The sequence below is a fragment of the Klebsiella sp. Lac1 genome (genome assembly GCF_009825425.1).
Taxonomy (GTDB): Bacteria; Pseudomonadota; Gammaproteobacteria; order Enterobacterales; family Enterobacteriaceae; genus Klebsiella; species Klebsiella electrica.
Map to the genome: position 1 here is coordinate 1,409,866 of NZ_VJZJ01000001.1, position 24,124 is coordinate 1,433,989.

Sequence of the window (24,124 nt, forward strand, 5' to 3'; positions counted from 1 at the left end):
TCTCCACGTTATTGAGCGTCAGCAATGTTGACCTGCAGCGCGCCAGTATCCCCGAGTTCTTCCCAGGGCTTGTCTAAAAATAACTGATGTATGTCTGTCAATTCGGCCACCAGATGCGGCTCGCAGTGGTTCAACTTCAGATGATCGGCCACCAGCCAGTGCCCGGTGCTTGCCGCCAGCATCGCGCGTTTAATTTCAGCATCGGCCTCCTGGCTGGCGCTTAAGCCGAGTTGCGCATGGATGGCGCAAGCGCCGAGGATAGCGATATCGGCGCGATAGCGCGCCAGCAAGGCCAGGGTGGCGCTGCCGGCAAACAGTCGCTGCCGCGCATCCCATGTTCCCCCCAGCACGATCAGCTGGATATCCGGGCGGGTGCTGAAATGCGTGGCAATATCTAATGACGGAGTGATGACCGTCATCGGGCCTTGAATCTGGCTAGCGACGGCCAGAACGGTACTGCCGGCATCTAAAAAGAGGGTCGAACCGGTGGGTATTTTGCTGGCGACCATACGGCCTAAACGCTGTTTAGTCTGCGGCAGCAGGGCGTTTCTGCCCTGGCGGTTCATCGCGGAAATATCGAGCGCGATTGCGCCGCCGTGGTTCTTCTGCGCCAGCCCCTGCTTTTCAAGATCGGCCAGATCGCGACGCAGGGTGTCTGCGGAAACCTGCAGCTTTTCCACCAGTTCGCTGATGCTGACTTGCCCATTTTCACTAATAAGTTCAACCAGGTACTTTTGTCTGGCGGTTTTATGCATGGTGATGAAATCCTGCAAAATGCTGCAATAACTTGCATAATACAGCATTTTGCAGGAAAAGAAATCTTCCTTGCACCGCGGCGAGGAGCGCAGCGCAGGCGCGGCCCGAAACGTTGTCAGGGGCGACTTGCAAAACGGCAACAGCGGTCTACGCTTATTCCTGCGCATAACAATCAAGGAGATAAAACATGTGTACACATTTGCACGACAACGCGCGTCGGTACGCAGAAGAGAAAAAATGAGCGGCGCCAGCTGGCCTGCCATCCTGCCGCCATTCATTCTGGCGCTGGTTCATTCAGCGGGCCGGACATACTCTTGTGAAACGCACTCATCACCCGCCGTCGGCGGGTTCTTTTTTTCCATTTTTACCCCCGCTTTTCATTAGTAAATTCAGCGCTCTGCTGACTTTCCCCCTTGATTAACCGATGCGTCAGGCTAGACTAGCAAAAATAAGTACTGACTGACGGAGGTCCGGTGGACGCCATTAAGGGATCGGAATTGAACGTGCCGGATGCGGTTTTTGCCTGGCAATTCGACGGGCAGGGCGGAGTCAAGCCGCTGACTGACAGTGATGCTATTGATAAGGATCACCCCTGTTGGTTGCATCTGAACTATACCCACGCCGACAGCGCCGAATGGCTGGCATCGACGCCGCTGTTACCCAACAGCGTCCGCGATGCGTTGGCCGGGGAAAGTACCCGTCCTCGGGTCACCCGGGTGGGCGACGGGACGTTGATTACCCTGCGCTGCATCAACGGCAGTACCGATGAGCGGCCGGACCAGCTGGTGGCGATGCGTCTGTATATGGACGAGCGCTTAATCGTCTCCACCCGCCAGCGTCGGGTGCTGGCGCTGGATGATGTGCTCGGCGATCTGCGTGAGGGCACCGGTCCGGTGGACTGCGGCGGCTGGCTGGTGGATATTTGCGATGCGCTGACCGACCACGCCAGCGAATTTATCGAGCAGCTGCATGACCGGATTATCGACCTCGAAGATAACCTGCTGGATCAGCAGGTGCCGCCGCGGGGGTTTCTGGCGCTGCTGCGTAAACAGCTGATTGTGATGCGCCGCTATATGTCACCGCAGCGCGATGTTTACTCCCGTCTTGCCAGCGAACGCCTGCCGTGGATGAATGACGACCACCGCCGGAGAATGCAGGATATCGCCGACCGACTGGGGCGCGGCCTGGATGAGATTGACAGCTGTATTTCCCGAACGGCGATTATGAGCGATGAGATTGCCCAGATTATGCAGGAGGCGCTGTCGCGGCGTACCTATACGATGTCGCTGATGGCGATGGTGTTTCTGCCCAGCACCTTTTTGACCGGTCTGTTTGGCGTTAACCTCGGCGGGATCCCTGGCAATGCGTGGCATTTAGGCTTTTCTATTTTCTGCATAATGTTAGTCGTTCTCATTGGCGGTGTTACATGGTGGTTGCATCGTAGTAAATGGTTGTAAATAATCGTTTTTCATTGCCGCCCGTAGCGCGAAAACCCGGGAATGTTTGAGCGAAATCAATAAACCGTCTACCCATTCGGGGCAATATCTCTCTCGCAGGTGAATGCAACGTCAAGCGATGGGCGTTGCGCTCCATATTGTCTTACTTCCTTTTTTGAATTACTGCATAGCACAATTGATTCGTACGACGCCGACTTGATTAAGTCGGCTTTTTTTTGCTCTCTGGTTAGCAGCTTCTACGCTTAATGGGTGTACCCGCTGACTACCGGGAGAGCCAATATGCGCTATCAGCCCCTGACATCGATCCCTGTTCCGCCAGAACCTAACGATCCCATTCCGGTGCCCGATCCCCGACCGCGGCCGCATCCGTTACCCGACCCGCCGCCGGATGATGAGCCGATTAAATTGTCGCATCGCAGGCGCAGATCTGCGAGGATACGCGCCTGCCCTTTGTGTGCCTGTTAATTCGAGAAAAAATTGTGACCGCTTTTTCAACACTGAACGTTTTACCCGCAGCCCAGCTCGCCAATCTCAATGAGCTGGGTTATCTCACGATGACCCCTGTGCAGGCCGCCGCCTTGCCCGCGATTCTGGCGGGTAAAGATGTGCGCGTGCAGGCCAAAACCGGTAGCGGTAAAACAGCGGCATTTGGTCTGGGGCTGCTTCAGCACGTCGATGCGACCCTGTTCCAGACACAATCTCTGGTACTGTGCCCGACCCGCGAGCTGGCCGATCAGGTCGCGGGTGAGCTGCGTCGTCTGGCGCGCTTTTTACCGAATATCAAAATTTTGACCCTCTGTGGCGGCCAGCCTTTCGGCGCGCAGCGCGATTCGCTGCAGCATGCGCCGCATATCATCGTCGCCACCCCGGGTCGTTTACTCGATCACCTGCAAAAAGGCACCGTGTCGCTGGATGCGCTGCAGACGCTGGTGATGGATGAAGCTGACCGGATGCTGGATATGGGCTTCAGCGAGGCCATCGATGAGGTGATCCGCTTTGCCCCGGCTGAACGCCAGACGCTGCTGTTTTCCGCCACCTGGCCGGAAGCGATCGCGGCGATCAGCGGACGGGTGCAGAACCATCCGTTAACCATTGAGACCGATTCTGTCGACGCGCTGCCGGCAATCGAGCAGCAGTTTTTCGAAACCTCCCAGTGCGGAAAAATCCCGCTGCTGCAAACGCTGCTCAGCCAGCATCAGCCGGCCTCCTGCGTGGTGTTTTGCAACACCAAAAAGGATTGCCAGGCGGTTTGCGATTCGCTGAATGCCGCAGGGCAGAGCGCGCTGTCGCTGCACGGCGATCTTGAACAACGCGATCGCGATCAGACGCTGGTGCGCTTTGCCAACGGCAGCTCTCGCGTGCTGGTCGCCACCGACGTTGCCGCGCGCGGCCTCGATATTAAATCGCTGGAGCTGGTGGTTAACTACGAGCTGGCCTGGGATCCGGAGGTTCATGTGCACCGTATCGGCCGTACCGCCCGCGCCGGTGAGAGCGGTCTGGCTATCAGCCTCTGCGCGCCGGAAGAGGCGCAGCGCGCCAACATCCTGGCCGAAATGCTGCAGCTGAAGCTGAACTGGGTGAACGCGCCGACCAACGGCACCATCAAACCGCTTGACGCTGAGATGGCGACGCTGTGTATCGATGGCGGGAAGAAAGCGAAAATGCGCGCTGGCGATGTGCTTGGCGCATTGACCGGCGATATGGGCTTTGACGGCGCCGATATCGGCAAGATTAACGTCCATCCTGCGCATGTTTATGTGGCGATTCGCCAGGGCGTCGCGCAGAAAGCCTATAAGCAGTTGCAAAACGGCAAGATTAAAGGCAAAAACTGCCGCGTCCGCCTGCTGAAATAAGCGATGACAAGGCGTCTCAGAGGTGACTCTGAGACGCCGGTTGGTTACTTCACTTCCACCACGTTCAGACGCAGTTCATCCAGCTGTGCGGCATCGTCTTCCGGCTGCCAGCCGGCAGGCTGCAGCGGGATCTCTTCCCGGTCAAAAGCCAGATCGCCGCCGTCAACCACGGCGGAATTGTGGTTAATCCCTTTAAAGTCAAACAGGTTAGTGTCGCTCAGATGAGACGGCACCACGTTCTGCATGGCGCTGAACATGGTCTCGATACGGCCAGGATAGCGTTTATCCCAGTCGCGCAGCATATCGGCAATGACCTGGCGCTGCAGGTTAGGCTGCGAGCCGCACAGGTTGCACGGAATGATCGGGAAGCCTTTCGCCTGCGAAAAACGCTCAATGTCTTTTTCGCGGCAGTATGCCAGCGGACGGATAACGATGTGTTTACCGTCATCGCTCATCAGCTTCGGTGGCATACCTTTCATTTTGCCGCCGTAGAACATGTTCAGGAACAGCGTCTGCAAAATATCGTCGCGGTGATGGCCGAGGGCAATCTTAGTTGCGCCCAGTTCGCTTGCGGTACGGTACAGGATCCCGCGACGCAGGCGCGAACAGAGCGAGCAGGTGGTTTTGCCTTCAGGAATCTTCTCTTTGACGATCCCGTAGGTGTTTTCTTCGACAATTTTATACTCGACGCCCAGCTGCTCCAGATATTCCGGCAGAATGTGCGCGGGGAAACCCGGCTGTTTCTGATCGAGGTTGACCGCGACCAGTGAGAATGAAATCGGCGCGCTTTTCTGCAGGCTGCGCAGGATTTCCAGCATGGTGTAGCTATCTTTACCGCCGGACAGGCAAACCATAATCCGGTCGCCGTCTTCGATCATGTTGAAATCGGCAATGGCTTCGCCGACATTACGGCGCAGGCGCTTTTGCAATTTATCGAGGTTATATTTCTCTTTCTTGGTAAGTTCTTGATTTTCTTGCATTATTAACATTCTCTAAATCTAAAAGGGGCATATAGGGGGCAAAATGTTTTAAAGCCCAAGCCGGGAATTCAACATAGAAACCTGGTCGCCGTTCATCTCTTCTATCCATGTACTATAAACGTCGTACACCATTTGCGCGTTTTCATGCCCCATCTGATTGGCTATAAAAGACGGGTTTGCACCAGCCGTCAGGAGCCAGCAGGCAAAAGTATGCCGCGTATGGTACGGATTCCTGCGGCGAATGCCAGCGCGTTTTACTGCAGCTTCCCATCTGCTGCCTATGCTACTGTGCGAGTAGCAGGGTTTTTGCTCTCCTTTCCTTTTCCGCGGCATGAAAACGAATCGCAATTCCTGTTCCTCGCTTGAACCATATTCCCTGTGGTGAAACGTAATAGTGGATACCGAATGACCAGCCGTCAGTTCATGCTGCGCTTTCAGCGCGTCCAGGGCAGGGCCGAGCAGTTGAATCGTCCGGTTTCCTGCTGCTGTTTTTGGTGGGCCGAACATGCCGTTCGCTGTCAGATTCCGTCTAACGTGTATCACGCCCTTATCCAGATCGACATCCTCCCATGCTAGTGCCGCCAGCTCACCATGCCGCACACCAGAAGGGGAACATAAAGAACGAATGCCGCTGCCGGGGGCGAGGCGAGGTTCTCGATAAGAAAAAATCTGAGCTGCAGGGAGTTCCTGTTTTTAAGCAATGTCCTCGCTGTACCGGTCGCGGCTATCCCAGATTAAAGGACTCGGAGGTATTCAAAGCGCTGGGTGTTACTGAAACCACCTGGCGCAGAAACTTCAAATTGTTCTTCGATCGGCTGGTGGAGTATTGCCACGTTGAAGAATCCTTTGCTGAAAAGATGCTTGAAAAGGTAACGAGGTGATTTTGCAACCGGCTATTGCAAACGTGGCGGAAATTGGCTAATCTCGCTTCAACGATGGGTTATTACGCCCATGACGTTACAGACATTAAGAACCCGCCTCGGCGGGTTTTTTTAACCGCTGCGCAGGAGTGCGGCTCTAACTATCTAAACAGTAGGAGAGCGCATTATGCGTCATCATTTGGTTTGCCACATACGGTACTTTGACCCTGAGCACCCTTGGGAACCAGTTTACGCAACTTTTCATGAGAAATACCGCATGGATACGCTGGTCTGTGTAGCCATAAGCGACGATCTCGGTAACACAATAAATCGCTTTTTCAGACAAGAAATCTTTAGCCAGCTAGGAGCAGCCAGGCTGCCCCTACCGAATAAATTAAGAGAGCTTCGCCGAAGCAGAACTTCGCTAAGTTAGTTCAAACATAATACTTTCCTCCTTACGAGCTCGCTTTGGCGGCCCTTTTTAATTTCTGCAATCCGGTCAGGGCTCTTGAGTGAATGCGTGCCGCACTACACGTTGAAGCTCATACGCGAGAGTCCTGAGCCATATTGCTGATTTAGCTCAGCAGGTAGAGCTCCTGCCTTGTAAGCAGGATGTCGGCGGTTCGATTCCGTCAATCAGCACCACATACTCCCCGAAGATTCTGCCGGTGTAATCACGCGTTTTTAGATAGTTTTATTCCTTTGCATGAACGTGTTACTCGGTTAACACTAAACTAAGCTTGAATTGCGCAAAGAAGAATCAAGCTAGTCGACTAGCTTAAATTTGGATGCTCTTTGCATGCATTACAGATAGCAATTGGTTTTTTTATATTTTCTTCGAGGTTACGAAATGAAAAAATCATTGATCGCATACGTCTTATTGGCAGGCTGCGTAACTTCACAGGCAGCGCCACCAACCTCTACAATCACTGAATCAACAACGTCCTCGATACATAATAAATTAGAGCAAACTAGTGCTTTGAGTAGAAAAGCAGATAATGAAATTTATGTCCGCATGAGTGTAGATGTTGATGGTGCTCCAAACGCTTATGGCCCTAAAAACAAAAAAACTCTGGACTACGAACTAAACGCCCATGTTGGCGCAAAGAAATCGGGAGCTATTGTCGGTTATCTTGTTGATATGGATGGAAATCCTATTATTCAAGGAAAGAGTGATCCTGCCCCAGGTTTTTATATTTCAAAAACTGGGTATGTCGATGTTAAAAATAATAATAAATTCGACCCTCGTCGGTATGTAAATGCTACCGAAATAAATTACACACTCTTAGCTGATAGCGCGAAGAAAAAAGGTGTCAAAACTGGTGACTTTTGTGTGGTCCACTCTGTTAATAATAACAAGACTGTCTTTGCTATAGTGGGAGACACCGGAAACAGCAATGGAGAAGAAGGCTCGCTGGCACTTCTCCAGCGTCTTGGGTATCCAGTAAAAAATGGAAAAGGTGGAAAAGGTGCTCCCGAAACTAAAGACATCGTTGTACGTTATTTTGCAAACTTAAATCCATCTAAGCAGTTCTTTTTCGACCAATCTGATCTAGATCTCGCCGCTAAGGCATTGAATCTAGATACCGATTTCTCAAAATATCACTAGCCTCAATCGAGTACGGATAAGTGTAATCAGCACTTAAATGGCAGCGGGGCCAGCGTTTGAAGCGAATCCCGATCACGATGCGAAACTTACATGTCCCAGATGAGCGCAAAGTGACTCCAAATCAGGGCCACAATTTGATTCTGCGACAACTGCAGTTGGTCGCTCCGTATCAGTAAGCGGAACTAACAGGCTCGCGTTCGCGGGCCTTTTTTATATCCGCGTCACGCCCGGCGCATAAACCTGCAGAGCTTTTCGGGGTGGGCCTTTGGAATGGTTGCGTGACTGTTCTGCAGGGCGGCTACTCCGGGCGAAGGCTCACCTCAAAAGTAAAGTGGATTTGACCCTTTATATCCAGACGCTTTTTCTCTCTTATGGTTACGATAACTTTCTGCGTATATATTCCCGTGGTGAGCGGTATCCCAGCGCACTGTGCGGATGATGTTCATTGTAATGGCTGAACGCCACTGCCAGATTTATCAACGCCATCTGGCTGTCCGCTTTTGGCATGATGCTGATGTAGTCCCGCTTTATCGTCTTCACGAAGCTTTCTGCGATGCCGTTACTTTCCGGGCTACGCACTCTTGTCGTGCACGGTTCAAGCCCCAGCATCCGGGCGAACGCCCGCGTTTCATGTGCCCTGTAGGCTGAACCGTTATCCGTCAGCCATTCCAGCGGCTCTGACGGCAGATGTTGCCCAAAGCGTTTTTCCACCGCACCCAGCATCACATCCTGCACTGTTTCTTTGTCATAGCCACCTGTGCCCGCTGCCCAGTCGATGATCTCCCGGTCACAGCAGTCCTGGGCGAAGGTTACCCGCAACTTTTCGCCATTGTCACAGCGGAACTCGAAGCCGTCTGAGCACCAGCGCCGGTTGCTTTCAGCCACCGCCACGCGTCCTTTATGGGCCCGCTTCCGGTGGTGATCAGCTGGCTTACGCTCAAGAAGAAGATGGTGAGTGCTCATAATGCGGTACACCCGCTTCGCATTCACAACAGGCTGCCCGTCCTGCTCAGACTCCCGTCGCAACAGCGCCCATACCCGGCGATAACCGTATGTGGGCAGTTCAGCCACCGCCGTATTTATCCGGGACAACACCGCGGCGTCGTCGAAGCTGGATTGTCTTCTGCGATCCTGCCAGCCAGATGGCCGGTTAACCCTGATACTCAGCTGCGCACGCGACACACCGATACTCCGGCAGACGTCAGTTATTCGTCGTCCCCGGGCAACAGGGGTGCATGCGCAATCCATTTTTTTGCCCGACCGAACTCCACAGCCTCTTTAAGTATTTCAGCTTCCATCGTCTTTTTGCCCAGAAGGCGCTGAAGCTCGCGGATTTGCTTATTGGCAGCAGCAAGTTCAGATGCGGGAACGACCTCTTCGCCTGATGCCACGGCGGTCAGAGAGCCGTCTTCATACTGCCTGTGCCATTTGAAGATCTGGTTAGCATTGATGCCATGAAGACGGGCAACATGAGACACGGTCATGCCGGGCTCCATAGTCTGCTGAATAATGGCAATTTTTTCCTGCGGTGTTCGGCGTCGTCGCCGCTCGGGTCCTGATAACACTTCAACCATCTTATTATTCTGACTGGTGTTAAACATAGGTCTAAGACTACCTCTTATTTTAAGAGAGGCGAAGTGTCCGGTGATCTATGGGGCTAGTCTACTGTTTATCAACCAGAGAGTAAGGGGGCAACTGTATCGGATGGTTTAATAATGTCTAATTTTTGAGTAAAGTAACTGTGTCGAAACGCTTAGCGTCTCTCAGCGGTTGCCTCCTGAGACTGATGATGACAGGCATGTTAGGAACGCAATACGGCTTAACCTCGTTTTTGTTTTCTTTCATGATCGCGGAATCAATTAGTTTGTTCGCAGAAATTATCTGCAAGGAGGGTACATGTATGGGAAATAAATCTCGTGAGAAATTGACTCAAATGTATAGTGTTAAAGGTACTGTTTCATCAGGACTGGAGGCATGCCGCATTTACAGGATAACCTGCTGATGATCTCGTGAAACTCGAGTGAAAAATGAATGAGAACTAAGCCACCTCCGGGTGGCTTTTTTAATGGCACTACAGAAGCATCTATAAATAGTGACTTCAATAATGCTCTCCACATTGCATAGAGGTAAGACAGACATGGCAGAAATAACACCTGCAGAACAGATTCGCCTGAACCTGCTTTCAACTCTGAACTACGATACCGCAGCTGCAAAAGAAGCGATTGAGTTTGTTAAGGATAGTGAGCTCAAGTACCAGATTTTCATTCAGCAGTTTAATCGTGTTGTGAGTGAAAGCACGGTGGTAGCCAAGACCATTAAAGCTATTCCTGCACCGCCCGGAGGGAGTTTCCAGGCCATATATTCCGGCCAGTTGCCGCAGCGAATATGATGGCGTTCGGCGATATAGACCACCCCGACATCCAGCCCTTTAATAATGAACTGTGGGTAGCCAGATTCTGATATTGAGGCCGCAGCCTTCAGGCAGTTTTTAAATGCAAAATCCTGTGGTGCGGAAGTCTGTTTCAGGCTTTTTGCACGGGCCCAGGCCATGCGAATTTCATTTCCCTCAAAGCGACGTTTCCACAGACGCCCCAGCGAGTCACGGATATGCACGCAGTCGTCGTCGGGGATGGTCATTACCGCGCCGCCGGGAACTTGATCGAAAATCCCCTGAGCACCATCCAGTCGGGTTTCGGCTCCGCCGCACATAATTGAGTTGCCCGCCCCAGTGAAATTTCGCATCTGCGCATAGGTGGCCTGCCCAATGAGACTAAACCCTTCGCCTGAACCCAGGTTTGAACGAATAACATCAGCATTTTACAATCTGTATTTTCAGGGAGTTACACAGTGCTGATTGGTTATGCCAGGGTCTCAACAGGGGATCAAAACCTCGATTTGCAGAAAAACGCGCTGGTACGCGCAGAATGTGAGCAGATTTTCGAAGATACAGCGAGCGGGAAAAATTCTAGGCGCCCAGGGCTGAGGCGTGCTATCCGTCGTTTAAAACCAGGTGATTTTCTTGTGGTCTGGAAGCTGGATCGCCTTGGGCGTAGTGTTCGTGACCTCATAATTCTGGTCTCAGAGTTGCAGGATAGAGGTATTCACTTTCGTAGTCTGACCGACAGCATCGATACCAGTACGCCAGCAGGCCGGTTTTTCTTCCACGTCATGAGCGCCCTGGCAGAGATGGAGCGCGAGCTGATCGTCGAGCGTACCCGAGCCGGTTTAGCTGTTGCGAGGGAACAGGGGAGAGTCGGCGGTCGCCGCCGGGTAATGACTGAAGAAGTGGTGGAGCGGTGCCGCAGAATGCTGGAGAACGGCGCTACCCGGCAACAGATCGCAGATGTGATAGGGGTGGGAGTGAAGACGATTTATAAATATTTTCCAGCCGGTTAAGTTTGCTCACCTGCGACCGTATGCAAGAGATCGCAGGTGAGCAATTTGCCATATAGAAAACTGTATTACTGGCTGGTATTGCTTCACCGAGATGAATTGAGTTCAAGGGTAAGCTGGTAGTCAGAATATTCACAAAAACCGCAGGTGCTGTGAGTTTAAGTAGTTGCTAAGTTCATGATTTAAAATCTCAAAAATAATTATCTAGCTCTATTGTTAGATTATTTAGCTTTTGAATCGTATTAGAGCCCCCACTAGCTTGAGTAGCGTTAATTCCCTCATTAGTCTTATTGTTGAAATAAACTAAATCATCATTTTTTGATGCAGAAAAGGTTTGATTGCTTATACTGATTGCTTTCATGGTAAAGTATGTCTGAAAATTAGTAAATGCACTGCCGTTAACGCTATTGACTCGCTGTGAACAGCATCCAGCAAGGTTGTTTAACGAATCAACAAGTTGGTCTTGATATTGATTACTAGGCATATCCACCTCCAATACATTTAATCACTAGAGAGTGACCGCGGCTAATATAATAGGTTTGGCTAACTCAGCTATAAGTTTTAGGCCTGTAATAAGTTGTTTACGTTCAATTTCTAATTTACTTGCCTTTTGTTCCTCCGATAGATTTCCCTTCGATAAATCAATCAAGGATGCATGGTATGCCATGAACTTTTCTATAGCCAGACTGGCAGGGTTTGTTGATTTCGTACTCTGTATAATTGGTCCTATTTTTCCATAGAAAGAGATTCTTTTATCATAAGAATTAAATTCAGGGCCATCAGCGTTCTCTCTATAATAATTTGCCAAAGATGATATAATTAATTTCTCTACCGAAATTTTATATAGTGCATTCATTTTATCGATGTCATCTTTAACTTTCTTAATGTTTTCCTGTTGTGTTGGTCCTTCTCTTAGAACAATATCTGTAATATTTTTACCTTGTTGGTATTCTGCTAACATCTTCTCAAGATAATATGCTAAACCAGTGACTGCTTCTTTTTGTACAACATTTAGGAATTTCAGTGACTTAACATTATTTGCATTGCCTATTGCTGTGCTGAGGCGGTCGCTTATAGGAGTTTTGGGGTCCTCAGTATATTGAGTTAATGCAATAAGATAGTCAGAAAATACACTTATAATCTCAAGATCTGTCTGAAATCGGGTTCTATCTAACGGTGTAAGGCTCATTAATGAAGGGTCATTTATATTCATTGTATCCAAGGGCAGGCAAAGCTTTGATTTCCCCGTTGTTTGATTCGTATTATAGCGTATAGTATTACTATCATTTGGAATGCATTCAGGATGAGTGGCATATATAATGGCTGCATTCTGATCTTGAAGTATTAGGAGTGAATCAAAGAAAACCATTGATTGTTTTTTTACTTCATTTCCTGCATCAATAGTATCTTTGGTTTGTTTTTTTAACATAGGCCCAGAAGCACAATTAGTTAATAACATGGCTGAAAATATAATAATCAAAGGATGAACTATCTTCATACTAACCTCGTTTTTTCTAATCATAATGTGGTAGTTTATTGTTCTTGGTAAAATAAATCTTCTTTAAATTTAGACTTGTTAAAGTACAATTCCAGTGGTTACCTCTATTTAAACTAAAAAAAAATTAAAACCCTGGGTTTTGTTTTTGTTGTAGTGTTAAGTTTTAAGGTGTAAGCTGTATTCGGTTTTTTTAGTTAAAGTCTGAGTTCCAGAATTGAAATTCCTACTAATAATTTCATTGCTAATTATTTGTTGTTGTCGGCTTGCCAATATTTTTTATATTCAGGTAATGATTAGCAACAATGATTAACATTGATAATGACTAGCATTTACAGGGGGGGCTAAAAACGTGCCTTTCTCGTCGATTTTTTTCTTCAAAGCGGACAGATAACTATATCTATGGCATCATTATTTCAGCCACTTCTCTACGAGATCTACACCTAGGTTTTCACATTCACTACAGCTCACGTCACAGCATGCCAGATAAACTTGTCGGCGGGCACTGCTCCGTTGGTGGCTATCTCTTCGGCTTCCTTCCCGCCTATATCCAGGCGCATCCATTCGCGTGCTGCTTCCGGCGTCATGACCAGCGGCCTGCGGTCATGAATATCGACCAATCCCTGATCGGCCGCAGTGGTCACTATCAAAAACCCTTCAGTTTCGTCGCCTCGTTCAAAAGGCACGCTGCCGATCGCAGCCATGAATATTGGTTGGCCATCAGCACGATGAATGAAATAGGGCTGATTCTTGTCTCCTTCACGTTTCCATTCAAACCAGCCATCGGCAAAGCAGATCGCTCGACCGTGCTGCCAAAGCGGTTTAAACATCCTGCTGGTGGCTGCGGTCTCCACCCGGGCATTAATCAGCGGTGATTTATCCCACCACCCTGGTGCGTAACCCCAGTGGACCGGATCGAGATGCAGTTGCTCATCACGTTCGCTCAGGAGCAAAACTTTAGTCCCAGGTGCCACGTTGTAACGCCCAATTGGCTCAGGATCGTATGCAATGTCGCGCTCGGCCTCTTCAGCCAAATAAGCCAGGTACTCTTCACGGGTTTGGGCTTGTGCAAAACGTCCACACATAGAAACCTCCAGTCAGTAAGACTAAAAGTATAGACGTTGCGAGTGATGGCCAACTGATGGGTTTTCCTAGGGAAGGCCGTTATCATGAAAGAGTGGTGCACACCGAAAATTACATGATTAACGCAGGAGATGATGCCATGGGAGGATATTGTCGTAAACATGCACTTTTTCTTTCTGGAAAGCTGCTCGCAAAAGAGGGGCATAGAAGGGGCATCGGATAAGAAAAAGGGGCAAAAAAGGGCATTAAATTCGTAGGCTGGCGTCGGTTGGCGTTGTTCGTAAGGGGTAATAACTGACTGTATTAGAAGATAAAATTAATAAATTCAGGGGTTTGAAATTATTTGGGAAACTTATCGAGGTTGTACTTTTCTTTTTTGCTAATTTCTTGATTTTGCAGCATTTAATAATAGCTCAATTCATAGTGTGGCACACGCACGCTGCTCGCGGCACGGCGGGTGATCGCAATTAATGACGTTGGACCTGATGAGTCTCAGTCTGTGGCGTGTATGGTACGGATTCGCGGTGGGGATGTCAGCACATTTCAGGTAGTTTAGCCTGAGAGATTGAGACAAAAAGCCCGCCATAGCGGCGGGCTGAAGGGGATTAACGCACAACCAGTACGGAACAGTCGGCATGACGAACCACGGCCGCGGCGTTGGAGCCGAGCAGATAGGTCGTAATATCCGGGCGGTGAGAGGCGATAATCACCAGCTCAGCCGGCAGCGTTTTCGCCAGTTCCAGAATGTTATCCTTCGGCGAACCTTCCTTAACATGGAAATGCACCCGGTCTTCAGGAATGGCGAACTGGGCGACAATCTCTTTCAGGCGCGTTGCCGATTCTGCTTTAAACTCGTCCATCGGCGGTAGTTCGGTGGTATAGGCCATCCCCAGCGAGGCGTAATAGGGAAGGGATGGAATCACGGTCAGAAAGTGTACTTCGGCATCATCAATGCGCGCTTCTGCCTCAACGTGACTGACAACACGCTGCGTTAATTCCTTATCAGAAATATCAATAGGTACAAGAATGATTCTGGCCATAAAACCTCCTGTTTAAGTCACCTCTTAAAGGGTACGTCATTTGGCGGTGCGATGTACCTTGACGGGTCACATTTTCGCGTTAGTCACCCGGCGTTCGGTAAATTTCCCTTTGATGACGCCATCATAAAAACGCCCTTTGGACACCACCTGCAAAAAATGGCGATAGATGCGCTCCGGCACCTTCTCATAACGCAGCGTGATATCGCCGTGAAAGCGGATTTCGAGGAGGCCAGAGGCTTCGTCATAGGCGACGGAGGCGATTCGGGATGATTTTACAGGTTGATGTTGCATGGCAGGCGTCCTTTACGACAAAGCTTTAGTGGCAATATATCATTTATCGGGTAACGGTTTTAATACGCCAGGTATATTGTTTTGATTTGATTGATGTTGCCGGCAAGCCCGCCTGTCCGCGCGGCTAAGTCCGCCCAGCGGCACCGTGACTGAGATAAACGTTGTCCTTCTGGCCCTGGAAACCGGCTTTCGAGCCGACAGCGGGGGGCATATTCTGCGTGGATGAATAAAGCGTCATCATATTGAGATATTCAACACGGCTTTCATCGTCAGCGGACCCGATCGGGGTTTTATTTATAACGCGCTGGGAAAGTTGTCGATGGATTGTTATTTCGCTGGCCGGATTAATGTTCGGGGAGTGTGGCTAATGGCGGGATAATAACAAACCCCTTTACTCATAATTAATGTTAATGTGTTGATAAATATGGTTTAAATTGGTGTTTTGAATGTTGACTGATAAAGTCGCTCCGTCAAGGCTATAGTTTCTATGAATATATCAAGCCGAAGCATGAAAAATAAAAATTATACATCGTGACATGAAGGGTGTATTCTGCGCGCGTTAGATGCCTTTTATTATTGTCAGCTTTTATTATGATCGTCACATATTATATTCACGCATGATATTTTTTTGACGATAGAAATGACAAGCCCGAATGAATATTCGGGCTTTTTTTATGGCTACGCTTAAAGGAGCGGGTTAACTCTCAGTTGCCGGTTTCTCCGCTTTGCCAGCCATCCGGGCCAGGAAGTCATAGCGTTTTTGCAAATCCTCCGCCGCATCTTTCCACAGTTGCTCCGCGACTTCAGGCTGCTGGGCATTGAGGCGCCGGAAACGTTGCTCGTTAAGCAGCGTTTCGGCCAGCGCGTCCGATGGCGGGCGAGAGTCCAGCGCCAGCGGCAGTTTGCCTTCATCTGCGCGACGAGGGTCGAAGCGGTACAGCGGCCAGAAGCCGGTGGCGGTCAGCTGACGCATCTGATCGTGGCTGAGCGCCAGATCGTAACCGTGCTCTTCACACGGGCTGTAGGCGATAATCAGCGACGGGCCAGGATAGGCCTCCGCTTCCTGAATCGCTTTCACCGTCTGATTCAACTGTGCACCCAGCGAAATTTGCGCCACGTAAACATGCCCGTACATCATCATGCTGACGCCGAGGTCCTTACGCGCTTTGCGCTTGCCGTGCTCGCCAAACTTGGTGACCGCGCCGAGCGGGGTCGCCTTCGACGCCTGGCCGCCGGTGTTGGAGTAACACTGCGTATCGAGGACCAGAATGTTGACGTTTTCTGTCAGGCTCAGGACGTGGTCGAGACCGCCGAAGCCAATGTCATAGGCCCAGCCATCGCCGCCGATAAGCCAGATGGATTTCTCAACCAGCGCATCGGCATCGGTTAAGAGCTCCTTCGCGCCTTCTTCATTAGCCAGAACTTTACGCAGTTCGGCTACCTGTTCACGGCGCGCCTCCGGCGTGGCGTCGGCATGCAGCGCGTCGTTCAATGCGGGCGGCAGCTTGTCGGCAAACGTTGACAGCAGGCGCATCACGCGCTGGCGGTGCTGGTCGACGGTTAAGCGGAAGCCGAGGCCAAATTCGGCGTTGTCTTCGAACAGCGAGTTCGCCCACGCCGGGCCGCGGCCGTTGGCGTCGGTGGTATACGGGGTAGAGGGCAGATTGCCGCCGTAAATGGACGAGCAGCCGGTGGCGTTAGCGATCAGCATCCGATCGCCGTACAGCTGGGTCAACAGTTTGATATACGGCGTTTCGCCGCAGCCGGAGCAGGCTCCGGAATATTCAAACAGCGGGCTAATCAGCTGCGAGGTGCGAATATCAATGCGCTCCAGAGTGCTGCGGTCGATCTCCGGCAGGTTGAGGAAGAAGTCGAAGTTGACTTTCTCCTCTTCCACATGCTCAAGGCGCGACATCATGTTGATGGCCTTGATATCAGGGTTCTGCCGGTCTTTTGCCGGGCACACTTCTACGCACAGGTTACAGCCGGTGCAATCTTCCGGCGCCACCTGCAGCACATATTTTTGCCCGCGCATATCGCGCGATTTGACATCCAGGGAGTGCAGGCTGGCCGGCGCCGCGTCCATCGCTTGCGGTGGGACAACTTTGGCGCGAATCGCCGAGTGCGGACAGGCGGCGACGCAGTGGTTGCACTGGGTACACAGCTCCTCTTTCCAGACAGGGATCTCTTCGGCGATATTGCGTTTTTCCCAGCGCGTGGTGCCCATCGGCCAGGTGCCATCCGGCGGCAGAGCGGAGACCGGCAGCGCGTCGCCGAGTCCGGCCAGCATGGCGGCGGTGACGGTTTTGACAAAGTCCGGCGCGGCGTCGGAGACTACCGGCGGGCGGTTCGGGCTGGAGGCATCGACCGGGCGCAACGGCACTGCGGCCAACGATTCGCGCGCCAGCGCCAGCGCCTGCCAGTTGCGTTCAACCAGATCCTGGCCTTTGCTGCCGTAGCTTTTCGCAATGGCGCCCTGCAGTTCGGCCAGCGCGCTGTCGCCCGGCAGAATTTGCGTTAAGTGGAAGAATGCCATCTGCATGACGGTATTGATTCGCGCGCCGAGGCTACACTCCCGGGCAATCTTCGCGGCGTTGACGATATAAAAGCGCGCTTTTTTCTGATTCAGCGTCGCCTGTACTTCCTGCGGCAGGCGCGACCACACTTCATCGGCGCCGTAAGGCGTATTGAGCAAGAAGATCCCGCCGGGTTTTAAACGCTCAACCATTTGATATTTGTCGATAAACTGGAGCTGATGGCAACCAACGAAATCGGCCTGCGAGATCAAATAGGAGGAACGAATCGGTTTCTCGCTGACCCGCAAATGCGACACGGTCAAACCGCCGGCTTTTTTCGAGTCATAGACAAAATAGCCCTGCGAGAACCACGGCGTGGAGTTGCCGATAATTTTGATATTGTTTTTCGTCGCCGATACGCTGCCATCGCTGCCGAGGCCGTAGAACAGCGCCTCCAGTTTGGCTTCTGACGGCAGGGTGTTCTCCCCGAGCGGCAGGGAGAGATTGGTCACATCATCGTAAATGCCGACGGTGAACCGCGGTTTGGGTCGGGCTTCGCGTAATTCATTGAAGATAGCCAGCACGCACTCCGGGCCGAACTCTTTGGATGAAAGACCGTAGCGGCCGCCGATGGTGCGGGGCAGGGTTTCACGTTCGCCGCGGTTAAAGGCTTCCGCCAGCGCGGTCATGATATCCAGGTACAGCGGCTCGGCATGGGCGCCCGGTTCTTTGGTGCGGTCGAGAACGGCGATCGCGCGCGCGCTTTCCGGCAGCGCCTCCAGCAGATGGGCGGCCGAGAAGGGACGATAGAGGCGAACTTTGAGAACGCCGACTTTTTCGCCGCGGCTCAGCAGTTCGTCTACCACCTCTTCACAGGTGCCGATAGCCGAGCCCATAATCACAATTACCCGTTCTGCCTGCGGATGGCCGTAAAACTCGAACGGTTTGTACTGGCGGCCGGTCGCGGCGGCGAAATCATTCATCGCCGTTTCAACGTGATCATAGACCGCGTCGTACCAGGGGTTTGTGGCTTCGCGGGACTGGAAATAAGTATCCGGGTTCGCCGACGTGCCGCGGATCACCGGATGTTCCGGGTTCAGCGCGCGCAGACGGTGCGCGTCAATCTCGTCCTGAGGCAGCAGGCTGCGAATCGTGTCATCCGCCAGCGGGGCGATTTTATTGATTTCATGCGAAGTGCGGAAACCATCGAAGAAATGAATAAACGGCACCCGGCTCTTAAGCGTGGCGATATGGGAAATCAGCGCAAAGTCCTGAGCTTCCTGGACGTTGCTGGCGCACAGCATGGCGCAACCGGTCTGGCGCACGGCCATGACGTCGGAATGATCGCCAAATATCGACAGCGCGTGGGTGGCGACGGTACGGGCGGCAACGTGCAGGACAAACGGCATCAGCTGACCGGCCAGTTTGTACAGCGTTGGGATCATCAGCAGCAAACCCTGCGATGAAGTAAAGGAGGTTGAGAGCGCACCGGTCTGCAGCGCGCCGTGTACGGCACCAATCGCCCCGGCCTCCGACTGCATTTCGACAACGCGAGGGACATCGCCCCACACGTTTTTCAGCCCGTTACCCGCCCAGGCATCCGCCTGTTCCGCCATCGTTGAACTGGGCGTAATCGGGTAGATGGCGATAACTTCGCTCGTGCGAAACGCGACTGAAGCGGCCGCGCCATTACCGTCGATAGTAATCATAAAAGACACCCTAACATTGCGCAAAAGAAGAGACCTGACAAACGGCTACAGGTCCTGTAATTATAGCGGCTAGTATACGGGCATTATCTATACCCTTGAAGTTGTGAGGCTTTCAAGTGCACAAATTGATCCACGATTTCTGGTGTTGCGGGCCGGGCTGCGGATAAATCGCCATGATATTGCACGGATTATTTAGCCGCAGCCGCGGTGGCGTTATGACGACAGCGCCCCTTTGGCAAACGCTAAAGGCGGCGCTGGGATGGGCTTAAAACCAGGTTTCAAGCTGCGCGCCGAAAACTAAGGTCCCCCCGCTGTGGTAGCCTGCGCTGCCAAAGGTATCGCTGGTGGAGTAGTTATCCAGCGATTTGTCCCAGTTCATCCAGGTGGCGAAAAAGCGAATTTCCGGGCGCTCAAAAAAGTCAGTCACATTGTGCATTTTGAAGGTGGGAGCAAAGGTCAGTTTGTAATAGCTGCCGCTGACCGGCCGGTTGCCGTTAAACCCTTTCGGGTCGATATCCATATACTGATAGCTGGCCTCATACTGCAGCGCGAAGTTTTGATTCATCTCCTGAATAAGGCGGGCGTTCAGGGTTAACCAGTCGTAATGATCCGAATCCAGATAGCGGTTGTTGCTGCTTTGGGCAACGATGAGCGGCGCCAGACTCAGCCGGTCGGTCAGGCTGGTGATGCCATAGGAGGCAAATTTCAGGGTCCAGGCGTTATCAATGAGGTAGCCATCTGACCCTGGCCCCCGGACCTCCGCGCCGAGCGACTGACCATAGAGCAGCACCGTTTTAGACAGGCCGGGACGTAACCCGTAAAAACTGTCGCCGTGATACGCCAGCATCGTATTGAAACCCTGCGCTGCCGCTTTATCGGATGCCAGTCCGTCATTAATGCGCTTGTCGTTGTCTTTGGAGTAAAGACCGTTAACCATCCACTGCCACGGGCCTGATTTGTTATTGACAGAGAAGGTATAGTTCTGGATATAGGTATTGGTAGCCCCGGTCATGTTGTTATATTCAACATTTTCCATGCTATCAATATCATTAAAATTACGTCCGTAGACCGAAAAATTGGTTTTTACATCCCCCCAGAAATTAACATCATAAATACCGGCGCCAGTACCGATCAAATTCATCATATCGGAGTCCAGCCAGTGAATATCAAAATTATCGCGGTCTTCTCGTTTTCCTGCCCAGAGGGTGGCGTGCGTAAATGCGCCGGTGAACGAGGGGAGATCGCTCATTTCAGCAAAGGCCTGACGTAAATTCATCTGGCCGTTAAAGGCGCTGTCGGTGTTATAGGTTTTATCCCATTCGGCGATTTTCATGTAATAGCGCAGTCGGGCGTTATTATCGTACTGACGTATATAGTTAATGTCGGCGGTGACATAGGTATCCGATTCATTACCCAGACGCCCGACGCTACCGCCGGTGCTGCCGGCCGGCGTCAGCGAAGGGCCAATGGTACTGGTGGTTCCTTGTCGCCCGGTCAAAATGCCGCTGCGCGCATAGCCGCCGATTTTAATCTCGTGATTATCGCCACTATTCGGCGGCGTATTGACGGTCGGGTTTTTGCTTAATACCCGATCCGCCGGCGTTGCTTGTTCAACGGCCTGCAACTGCTGGCGGCTTAGCATCGCATTATGCTCAGCGGCAGTCGCTCTTTTTTCTGCATTATCAATTTTCTGTTCGGCGTGCTGTAACTGTATTTTCGACAGTTTTAATTCCGTTTCTAGTTTTTCCAGCCGGGCACTGATTTCTTTAAGCGTCATATCGGCGCTGTGTGCAGCGAGTGGCAACGTCAGCGCGCAAAGGGTAAGGGCATAAATTTTCATCATTAATAACCTGTACGGATTCCCCGTATTCAAGGCGCAAGGGCGCCTGGCGCACGGGGAAGGTGCCATTAAAAAGTGGAGCTATTTAAGTTGACGAGTCAGGACATTAAATATATCGCGGCTTATTTATCTCATTTTTTCGCGACCGGATTATTTGTATTGACGAAGAGCGTGGCGGTAATAAATGCAAAGATAAATACCGCAATACCCACGATGATATAGCTCACGAATTGATAGCTATCGTATATATACATCAGCGGCGAGAGCAGTACCGCCAGTCCATACGAGTTAGCTTTGATTGATAAAAGAGAGAGTATCATTCCGCCTAATGCTGAACTGGTGAGCATGACAGCAATCGCGCGGATACCTGACTGCATGACAATACCGAACAGCGCTGGCTCAGACACCCCCAGTAGCTGCGTTACCGTGGCCGAGATCCCGGCGGTTTTAAAGGCCGTATTTTTTGATTTCAACGAAATCGCCAGGCACACGGCGGCATTAGCAAAACCGTACATGGCGCAAACGGTGATCAGCGGATTAAAGCCGGTTCCGGCAATCAGGGATGTTTCAATCATAATGAACATATGATGCATGCCGGTCATGACCGCGATGGGATAAATAAACCCGATCAACAGACCGCCAATTCCAGCGGGCAGGGCAAGGAATTGCTCAATTGCCATCACCGCATAATGTTCAAACCCGTGTACCAGTGGACCTAAAATGAATAGCGCTATCGCAATAGCAATCAGGATCACGATGAACGGAGTGAATATCAGATCCATGGCGTTTGGCATGATTCGCCGAAAATAGATTTCAAGCTTTGCCCCGATAATACCGGTAATCAGCGCAGTGAGAATGGAACCCTGATAGCCAACCAGCGGGATAAAACCCAATACGTAAATCGGCGAGGCATGTCCATACGCCACGTCATAGGCATTGGGGAGTGCCGGAGAGACCAGCATCAGGCCAATGAGAAAGCCGATAATCGGCGTGCCGCCAAATTTCTTGAAGGCCGACCAACAAATAAATGCGGCGAGAAAAGCAAAAGCGGTGTCGCACAGTACGGTCGTCAGGGTCTTGAGATAAACGGGAATATCCTGCACGCTGCTGCTAAAAAGAGACAGCACGGTATCATTAAACATGACCCCTTTCAGCCCCAGAAACAGCCCGGTGGCACCCAGTATCGGCACGATGGGAACAAAGACGTCAGAAAGGTTTCTGATCCCTCGCTGTAGTCTACCGGCGTCCTGTCGGGTCATTTCGTCTTTACTGACCTCCGCCACCTGAAATTCGGCCATAAATGCCTGATAAACTTTATTGACGATGCCGGTACCCAGAATGATCTGATACTGGCCGGAATGGTAAAAGACACCTTTCACTTCACTAATATTACGTATTTTTTCATCATCAATACTCTGGCGATCCTTTACCTGTAAGCGCAAACGTGTCGCACAGTGGGTCGCCGAAGCGATGTTATCCTTGCCAATTGTATTGACGATATCAACAGCGATATTTTTATATTTGCTCATTTTTAGCATGTACCTTAATGAGAAGGGTCTGGTAGGGTTGCAACGGAGAAGTCATATTGTCGTTATTGCTGAGTAAAATTTCGCCGTCAGGTAAGGCAAACGGCTGCGCTTTGCTGCTCAGATTAGTGATGCACAGAATACGCGCGTCGGCGGAACATCGCTCATAAGCGATAATGTCATCGGCAACGTTGTTCAGCGGCGTAAACTGGCCATAAATAAGCGTCTCGGGAAACGCGATATTTCTCAAGGCAATCATGCGCTGATAAAACGAAAAAACGGAGTTTTCCCGCGAGATCTGCTCTTGCGCATTCAGTGAAAAATCGTCGGATGTAAACGCCAGCCACGGTTTAGCCCCTTGATTAAACCCGCCGTTGCTGCCGTTGGACCACGGAAATGGCGTGCGCGCATTATCTCTTGAACGTCGGTTAATAAACGCCATTGCCTCATCTGCACTAAAACCTTCCGCCAGCGAACGAGAGTAGTTATCGAGGCTGGAAATATCATCAAACTCGCTAATATTGCTGCGGCTGAAGTTTTTCATCCCCAGCTCCTGCCCCTGATAGATAAAAGGCGTGCCGTGCATAAAAAAGTACATCGCCGCCAGCGCCGTGGCGCCGGTGTCGTTCTGGTAGTTAACGTCCTTGACCAGCTTAGACAGAGCGCGAGGCTGGTCATGATTTTCGATAAACGAGGTGCCCCATCCCGCGCGGATAAACGCAAGCTGACTGGCAAACAGGGTTTCTCTGAACTCTTTGACACCCCAGTCGCATTGCCGGAACCATTCAGAACCATTTTCCACGTCAATATCGGCGGCATGAAAATCAAAGATCATGTCGAAATATCCTTCGGGCCCGATAAAGCGCTCGTACTCATCCAGCGGCACGCCAGGCGCTTCCCCAACGGTTACGCAATGATATTTTCTGAAGGTTTTTTCTTTTAGCTCGTTCAGGAAAATCTCAATTCCCGGTCTGTTACGGGCTTTATTTTTGATGGAGACGAGGCCATCGATACCATCCGCCGGAAGAGAGCCGAAATCCTGGTCCTTTTTGATAAAGGTGATTGCATCGATGCGAAAACCCGCGATCCCTTTATTCAGCCACCAGTTAATCATTGCATAGATATTTTCACGTAATGCCGGGTTTTCCCAGTTCAGGTCAGGTTGCTTTTTATGGAACACATGGAGGTAGTACATCGCTTCGCCGGGGACTTTTTCCCACGCGCTACCGCCAAAAATGGAACGCCAGTTATTCGGCGGCGCGCCGTTAACTTCGGGTTTAAAGATGTAATAGTCGCGATAGGGGGACTCAGGATCCGCCAGCGCCTGCTGAAACCAGGCGTGCTCGTCGCTGGTATGATTGACGACCAGATCAATCATCACTTTTATGCCCATTTCTCCCGACCGGGCGATCAGTTCATCGACATCCTGCATGCTGCCAAAGTCAGGGTTCACAGCAAAATAATCGGCAATATCGTATCCGTTATCCGCCATCGGCGAGCGATAGAACGGTGATACCCAAATCACAGTGATACCTAGCGTCTTGAGATAAGGCAGTTTCTCGATGATGCCGCGAATGTCGCCGACCCCATCATTGTTGCTGTCATAAAAACTCTTTGGATAGATCTGATAGATGACAGATTCCTTCCACCATGCGGATTGCCGGGGAATATTCATAACTTCTCCTTGATATGAAATCGATACCATATTGAGATAAA

18 protein-coding genes, 1 tRNA gene and 2 pseudogenes are annotated in these 24,124 nt (G+C 51.1%); 8 read left to right on the forward strand and 13 right to left on the reverse strand.

Annotation, left to right across the window (positions count from 1 at the left end; genetic code table 11):
• Positions 1-8: 8 nt before the first annotated feature.
• Positions 9-755 carry a DeoR/GlpR family DNA-binding transcription regulator gene (locus FNY10_RS06710; protein ID WP_160703512.1) on the reverse strand — a complete coding sequence of 249 codons (747 nt, stop codon included), beginning with the start codon at positions 753-755 and terminating at the stop codon, positions 9-11.
• A 474-nt stretch (positions 756-1,229) separates the two neighbouring features.
• On the opposite strand from FNY10_RS06710, the gene zntB reads away from it, so the two are divergent.
• The 3 genes from zntB (at position 1,230) to dbpA (ending at position 4,066) form a co-directional block, all read left to right on the forward strand.
• Entirely contained in the window at positions 1,230-2,213 is a 984-nt protein-coding gene (gene zntB, locus FNY10_RS06715) for a zinc transporter ZntB (RefSeq protein ID WP_100685195.1), read from the forward strand.
• Between the two features lie 279 nt (positions 2,214-2,492).
• A complete protein-coding gene (locus FNY10_RS27220; protein WP_100685194.1) occupies positions 2,493-2,678 on the forward strand; it encodes a hypothetical protein in 186 nt (61 codons plus the stop codon).
• A gap of 14 nt (positions 2,679-2,692) precedes the next feature.
• Entirely contained in the window at positions 2,693-4,066 is a 1,374-nt protein-coding gene (dbpA, locus tag FNY10_RS06720) for an ATP-dependent RNA helicase DbpA (protein WP_160703510.1), read from the forward strand.
• 44 nt (positions 4,067-4,110) lie between these two features.
• Here the strand turns inward: dbpA and ttcA are convergent, their stop codons facing one another.
• Positions 4,111-5,046: a tRNA 2-thiocytidine(32) synthetase TtcA gene (gene ttcA / locus FNY10_RS06725; protein WP_160703508.1), complete on the reverse strand. Its 936-nt coding sequence runs from the start codon at positions 5,044-5,046 to the stop codon at positions 4,111-4,113.
• Positions 5,047-5,094: 48 nt separating this feature from the next.
• Positions 5,095-5,652 (reverse strand): annotated as a pseudogene (locus FNY10_RS06730) (site-specific integrase); the annotation flags it as partial.
• On the opposite strand from FNY10_RS06730, the pseudogene FNY10_RS06735 reads away from it, so the two are divergent.
• The 3 genes and pseudogenes from FNY10_RS06735 to FNY10_RS06745 all read left to right on the forward strand — a co-directional run.
• Positions 5,652-5,927: pseudogene (locus tag FNY10_RS06735) on the forward strand (antitermination protein); the annotation flags it as partial. The pseudogenes FNY10_RS06730 and FNY10_RS06735 overlap by 1 nt on opposite strands.
• Positions 5,928-6,475: 548 nt before the next feature.
• A tRNA-Thr gene (locus tag FNY10_RS06740) sits at positions 6,476-6,551 on the forward strand.
• A 205-nt stretch (positions 6,552-6,756) separates the two neighbouring features.
• Entirely contained in the window at positions 6,757-7,515 is a 759-nt protein-coding gene (locus tag FNY10_RS06745; protein WP_141964713.1) for a glycoside hydrolase family 75 protein, read from the forward strand.
• A gap of 375 nt (positions 7,516-7,890) precedes the next feature.
• Here FNY10_RS06745 and FNY10_RS06750 read toward each other — a convergent pair.
• Positions 7,891-9,089 (reverse strand): IS3 family transposase gene (locus tag FNY10_RS06750; RefSeq protein WP_160704027.1). Its coding sequence is split into 2 segments (ribosomal slippage): positions 7,891-8,771 and positions 8,771-9,089, totalling 1,200 coding nucleotides; the frame shifts between segments, so codons are not numbered across the junction.
• A gap of 563 nt (positions 9,090-9,652) precedes the next feature.
• On the opposite strand from FNY10_RS06750, the gene FNY10_RS06755 reads away from it, so the two are divergent.
• A complete protein-coding gene (locus tag FNY10_RS06755) occupies positions 9,653-9,904 on the forward strand; it encodes a DUF2560 family protein (RefSeq protein WP_160703506.1) in 252 nt (83 codons plus the stop codon).
• Between the two features lie 458 nt (positions 9,905-10,362).
• Complete coding sequence (locus tag FNY10_RS06760) at positions 10,363-10,911, forward strand: recombinase family protein (RefSeq protein ID WP_160703504.1); 549 nt, start codon at positions 10,363-10,365, stop codon at positions 10,909-10,911.
• Between the two features lie 187 nt (positions 10,912-11,098).
• Here the strand turns inward: FNY10_RS06760 and FNY10_RS06765 are convergent, their stop codons facing one another.
• The 9 genes from FNY10_RS06765 to FNY10_RS06805 all read right to left on the reverse strand — a co-directional run bounded on the left by FNY10_RS06765 (position 11,099) and on the right by FNY10_RS06805 (position 24,083).
• Positions 11,099-11,392 carry a hypothetical protein gene (locus FNY10_RS06765; RefSeq protein ID WP_136027906.1) on the reverse strand — a complete coding sequence of 98 codons (294 nt, stop codon included), beginning with the start codon at positions 11,390-11,392 and terminating at the stop codon, positions 11,099-11,101.
• A 24-nt stretch (positions 11,393-11,416) separates the two neighbouring features.
• Positions 11,417-12,406, reverse strand: a complete 990-nt coding sequence (locus FNY10_RS06770) for a hypothetical protein (protein WP_160703502.1) — start codon at positions 12,404-12,406, stop codon at positions 11,417-11,419.
• Positions 12,407-12,870: 464 nt separating this feature from the next.
• Positions 12,871-13,488, reverse strand: coding sequence for an SOS response-associated peptidase (locus FNY10_RS06775; RefSeq protein WP_160703500.1), 618 nt, complete (start codon positions 13,486-13,488; stop codon positions 12,871-12,873).
• Positions 13,489-14,091: 603 nt separating this feature from the next.
• A complete protein-coding gene (gene uspF / locus FNY10_RS06780) occupies positions 14,092-14,526 on the reverse strand; it encodes a universal stress protein UspF (protein ID WP_141964704.1) in 435 nt (144 codons plus the stop codon).
• A 66-nt stretch (positions 14,527-14,592) separates the two neighbouring features.
• Entirely contained in the window at positions 14,593-14,817 is a 225-nt protein-coding gene (locus tag FNY10_RS06785; protein ID WP_131049775.1) for a KTSC domain-containing protein, read from the reverse strand.
• Positions 14,818-15,514: 697 nt separating this feature from the next.
• Entirely contained in the window at positions 15,515-19,042 is a 3,528-nt protein-coding gene (nifJ, locus tag FNY10_RS06790; protein ID WP_141964703.1) for a pyruvate:ferredoxin (flavodoxin) oxidoreductase, read from the reverse strand.
• A gap of 265 nt (positions 19,043-19,307) precedes the next feature.
• Positions 19,308-20,885 (reverse strand): carbohydrate porin, encoded by a 1,578-nt coding sequence (locus tag FNY10_RS06795; protein ID WP_160703498.1) that lies wholly within the window; start codon positions 20,883-20,885, stop codon positions 19,308-19,310.
• Between the two features lie 128 nt (positions 20,886-21,013).
• The gene (locus FNY10_RS06800; RefSeq protein WP_160703496.1) at positions 21,014-22,411 is read right to left on the reverse strand and encodes a PTS transporter subunit EIIC; all 1,398 of its coding nucleotides are present in this window, start codon (positions 22,409-22,411) and stop codon (positions 21,014-21,016) included.
• Positions 22,398-24,083, reverse strand: a complete 1,686-nt coding sequence (locus FNY10_RS06805) for a glycoside hydrolase family 13 protein (protein WP_160703494.1) — start codon at positions 24,081-24,083, stop codon at positions 22,398-22,400. Before FNY10_RS06805 ends, FNY10_RS06800 begins: the two co-directional genes overlap by 14 nt.
• Between the last annotated feature and the right edge of the window lie 41 nt (positions 24,084-24,124).

Excerpts from the sequence above, each read along its gene's own strand:
- FNY10_RS06775 (WP_160703500.1), bottom strand. The coding sequence starts at position 13,488 with ATGTGTGGACGTTTTGCACAAGCCCAAACCCGTGAAGAGTACCTGGCT.
- FNY10_RS27220 (WP_100685194.1), top strand. The coding sequence starts at position 2,493 with ATGCGCTATCAGCCCCTGACATCGATCCCTGTTCCGCCAGAACCTAAC.
- ttcA (WP_160703508.1), bottom strand. The coding sequence starts at position 5,046 with ATGCAAGAAAATCAAGAACTTACCAAGAAAGAGAAATATAACCTCGAT.
- FNY10_RS06755 (WP_160703506.1), top strand. The coding sequence starts at position 9,653 with ATGGCAGAAATAACACCTGCAGAACAGATTCGCCTGAACCTGCTTTCA.
- FNY10_RS06765 (WP_136027906.1), bottom strand. The coding sequence starts at position 11,392 with ATGCCTAGTAATCAATATCAAGACCAACTTGTTGATTCGTTAAACAAC.
- FNY10_RS06800 (WP_160703496.1), bottom strand. The coding sequence starts at position 22,411 with ATGAGCAAATATAAAAATATCGCTGTTGATATCGTCAATACAATTGGC.
- uspF (WP_141964704.1), bottom strand. The coding sequence starts at position 14,526 with ATGGCCAGAATCATTCTTGTACCTATTGATATTTCTGATAAGGAATTA.
- FNY10_RS06805 (WP_160703494.1), bottom strand. The coding sequence starts at position 24,083 with ATGAATATTCCCCGGCAATCCGCATGGTGGAAGGAATCTGTCATCTAT.
- FNY10_RS06785 (WP_131049775.1), bottom strand. The coding sequence starts at position 14,817 with ATGCAACATCAACCTGTAAAATCATCCCGAATCGCCTCCGTCGCCTAT.
- FNY10_RS06770 (WP_160703502.1), bottom strand. The coding sequence starts at position 12,406 with ATGAAGATAGTTCATCCTTTGATTATTATATTTTCAGCCATGTTATTA.
- nifJ (WP_141964703.1), bottom strand. The coding sequence starts at position 19,042 with ATGATTACTATCGACGGTAATGGCGCGGCCGCTTCAGTCGCGTTTCGC.
- FNY10_RS06710 (WP_160703512.1), bottom strand. The coding sequence starts at position 755 with ATGCATAAAACCGCCAGACAAAAGTACCTGGTTGAACTTATTAGTGAA.
- FNY10_RS06745 (WP_141964713.1), top strand. The coding sequence starts at position 6,757 with ATGAAAAAATCATTGATCGCATACGTCTTATTGGCAGGCTGCGTAACT.
- FNY10_RS06795 (WP_160703498.1), bottom strand. The coding sequence starts at position 20,885 with ATGATGAAAATTTATGCCCTTACCCTTTGCGCGCTGACGTTGCCACTC.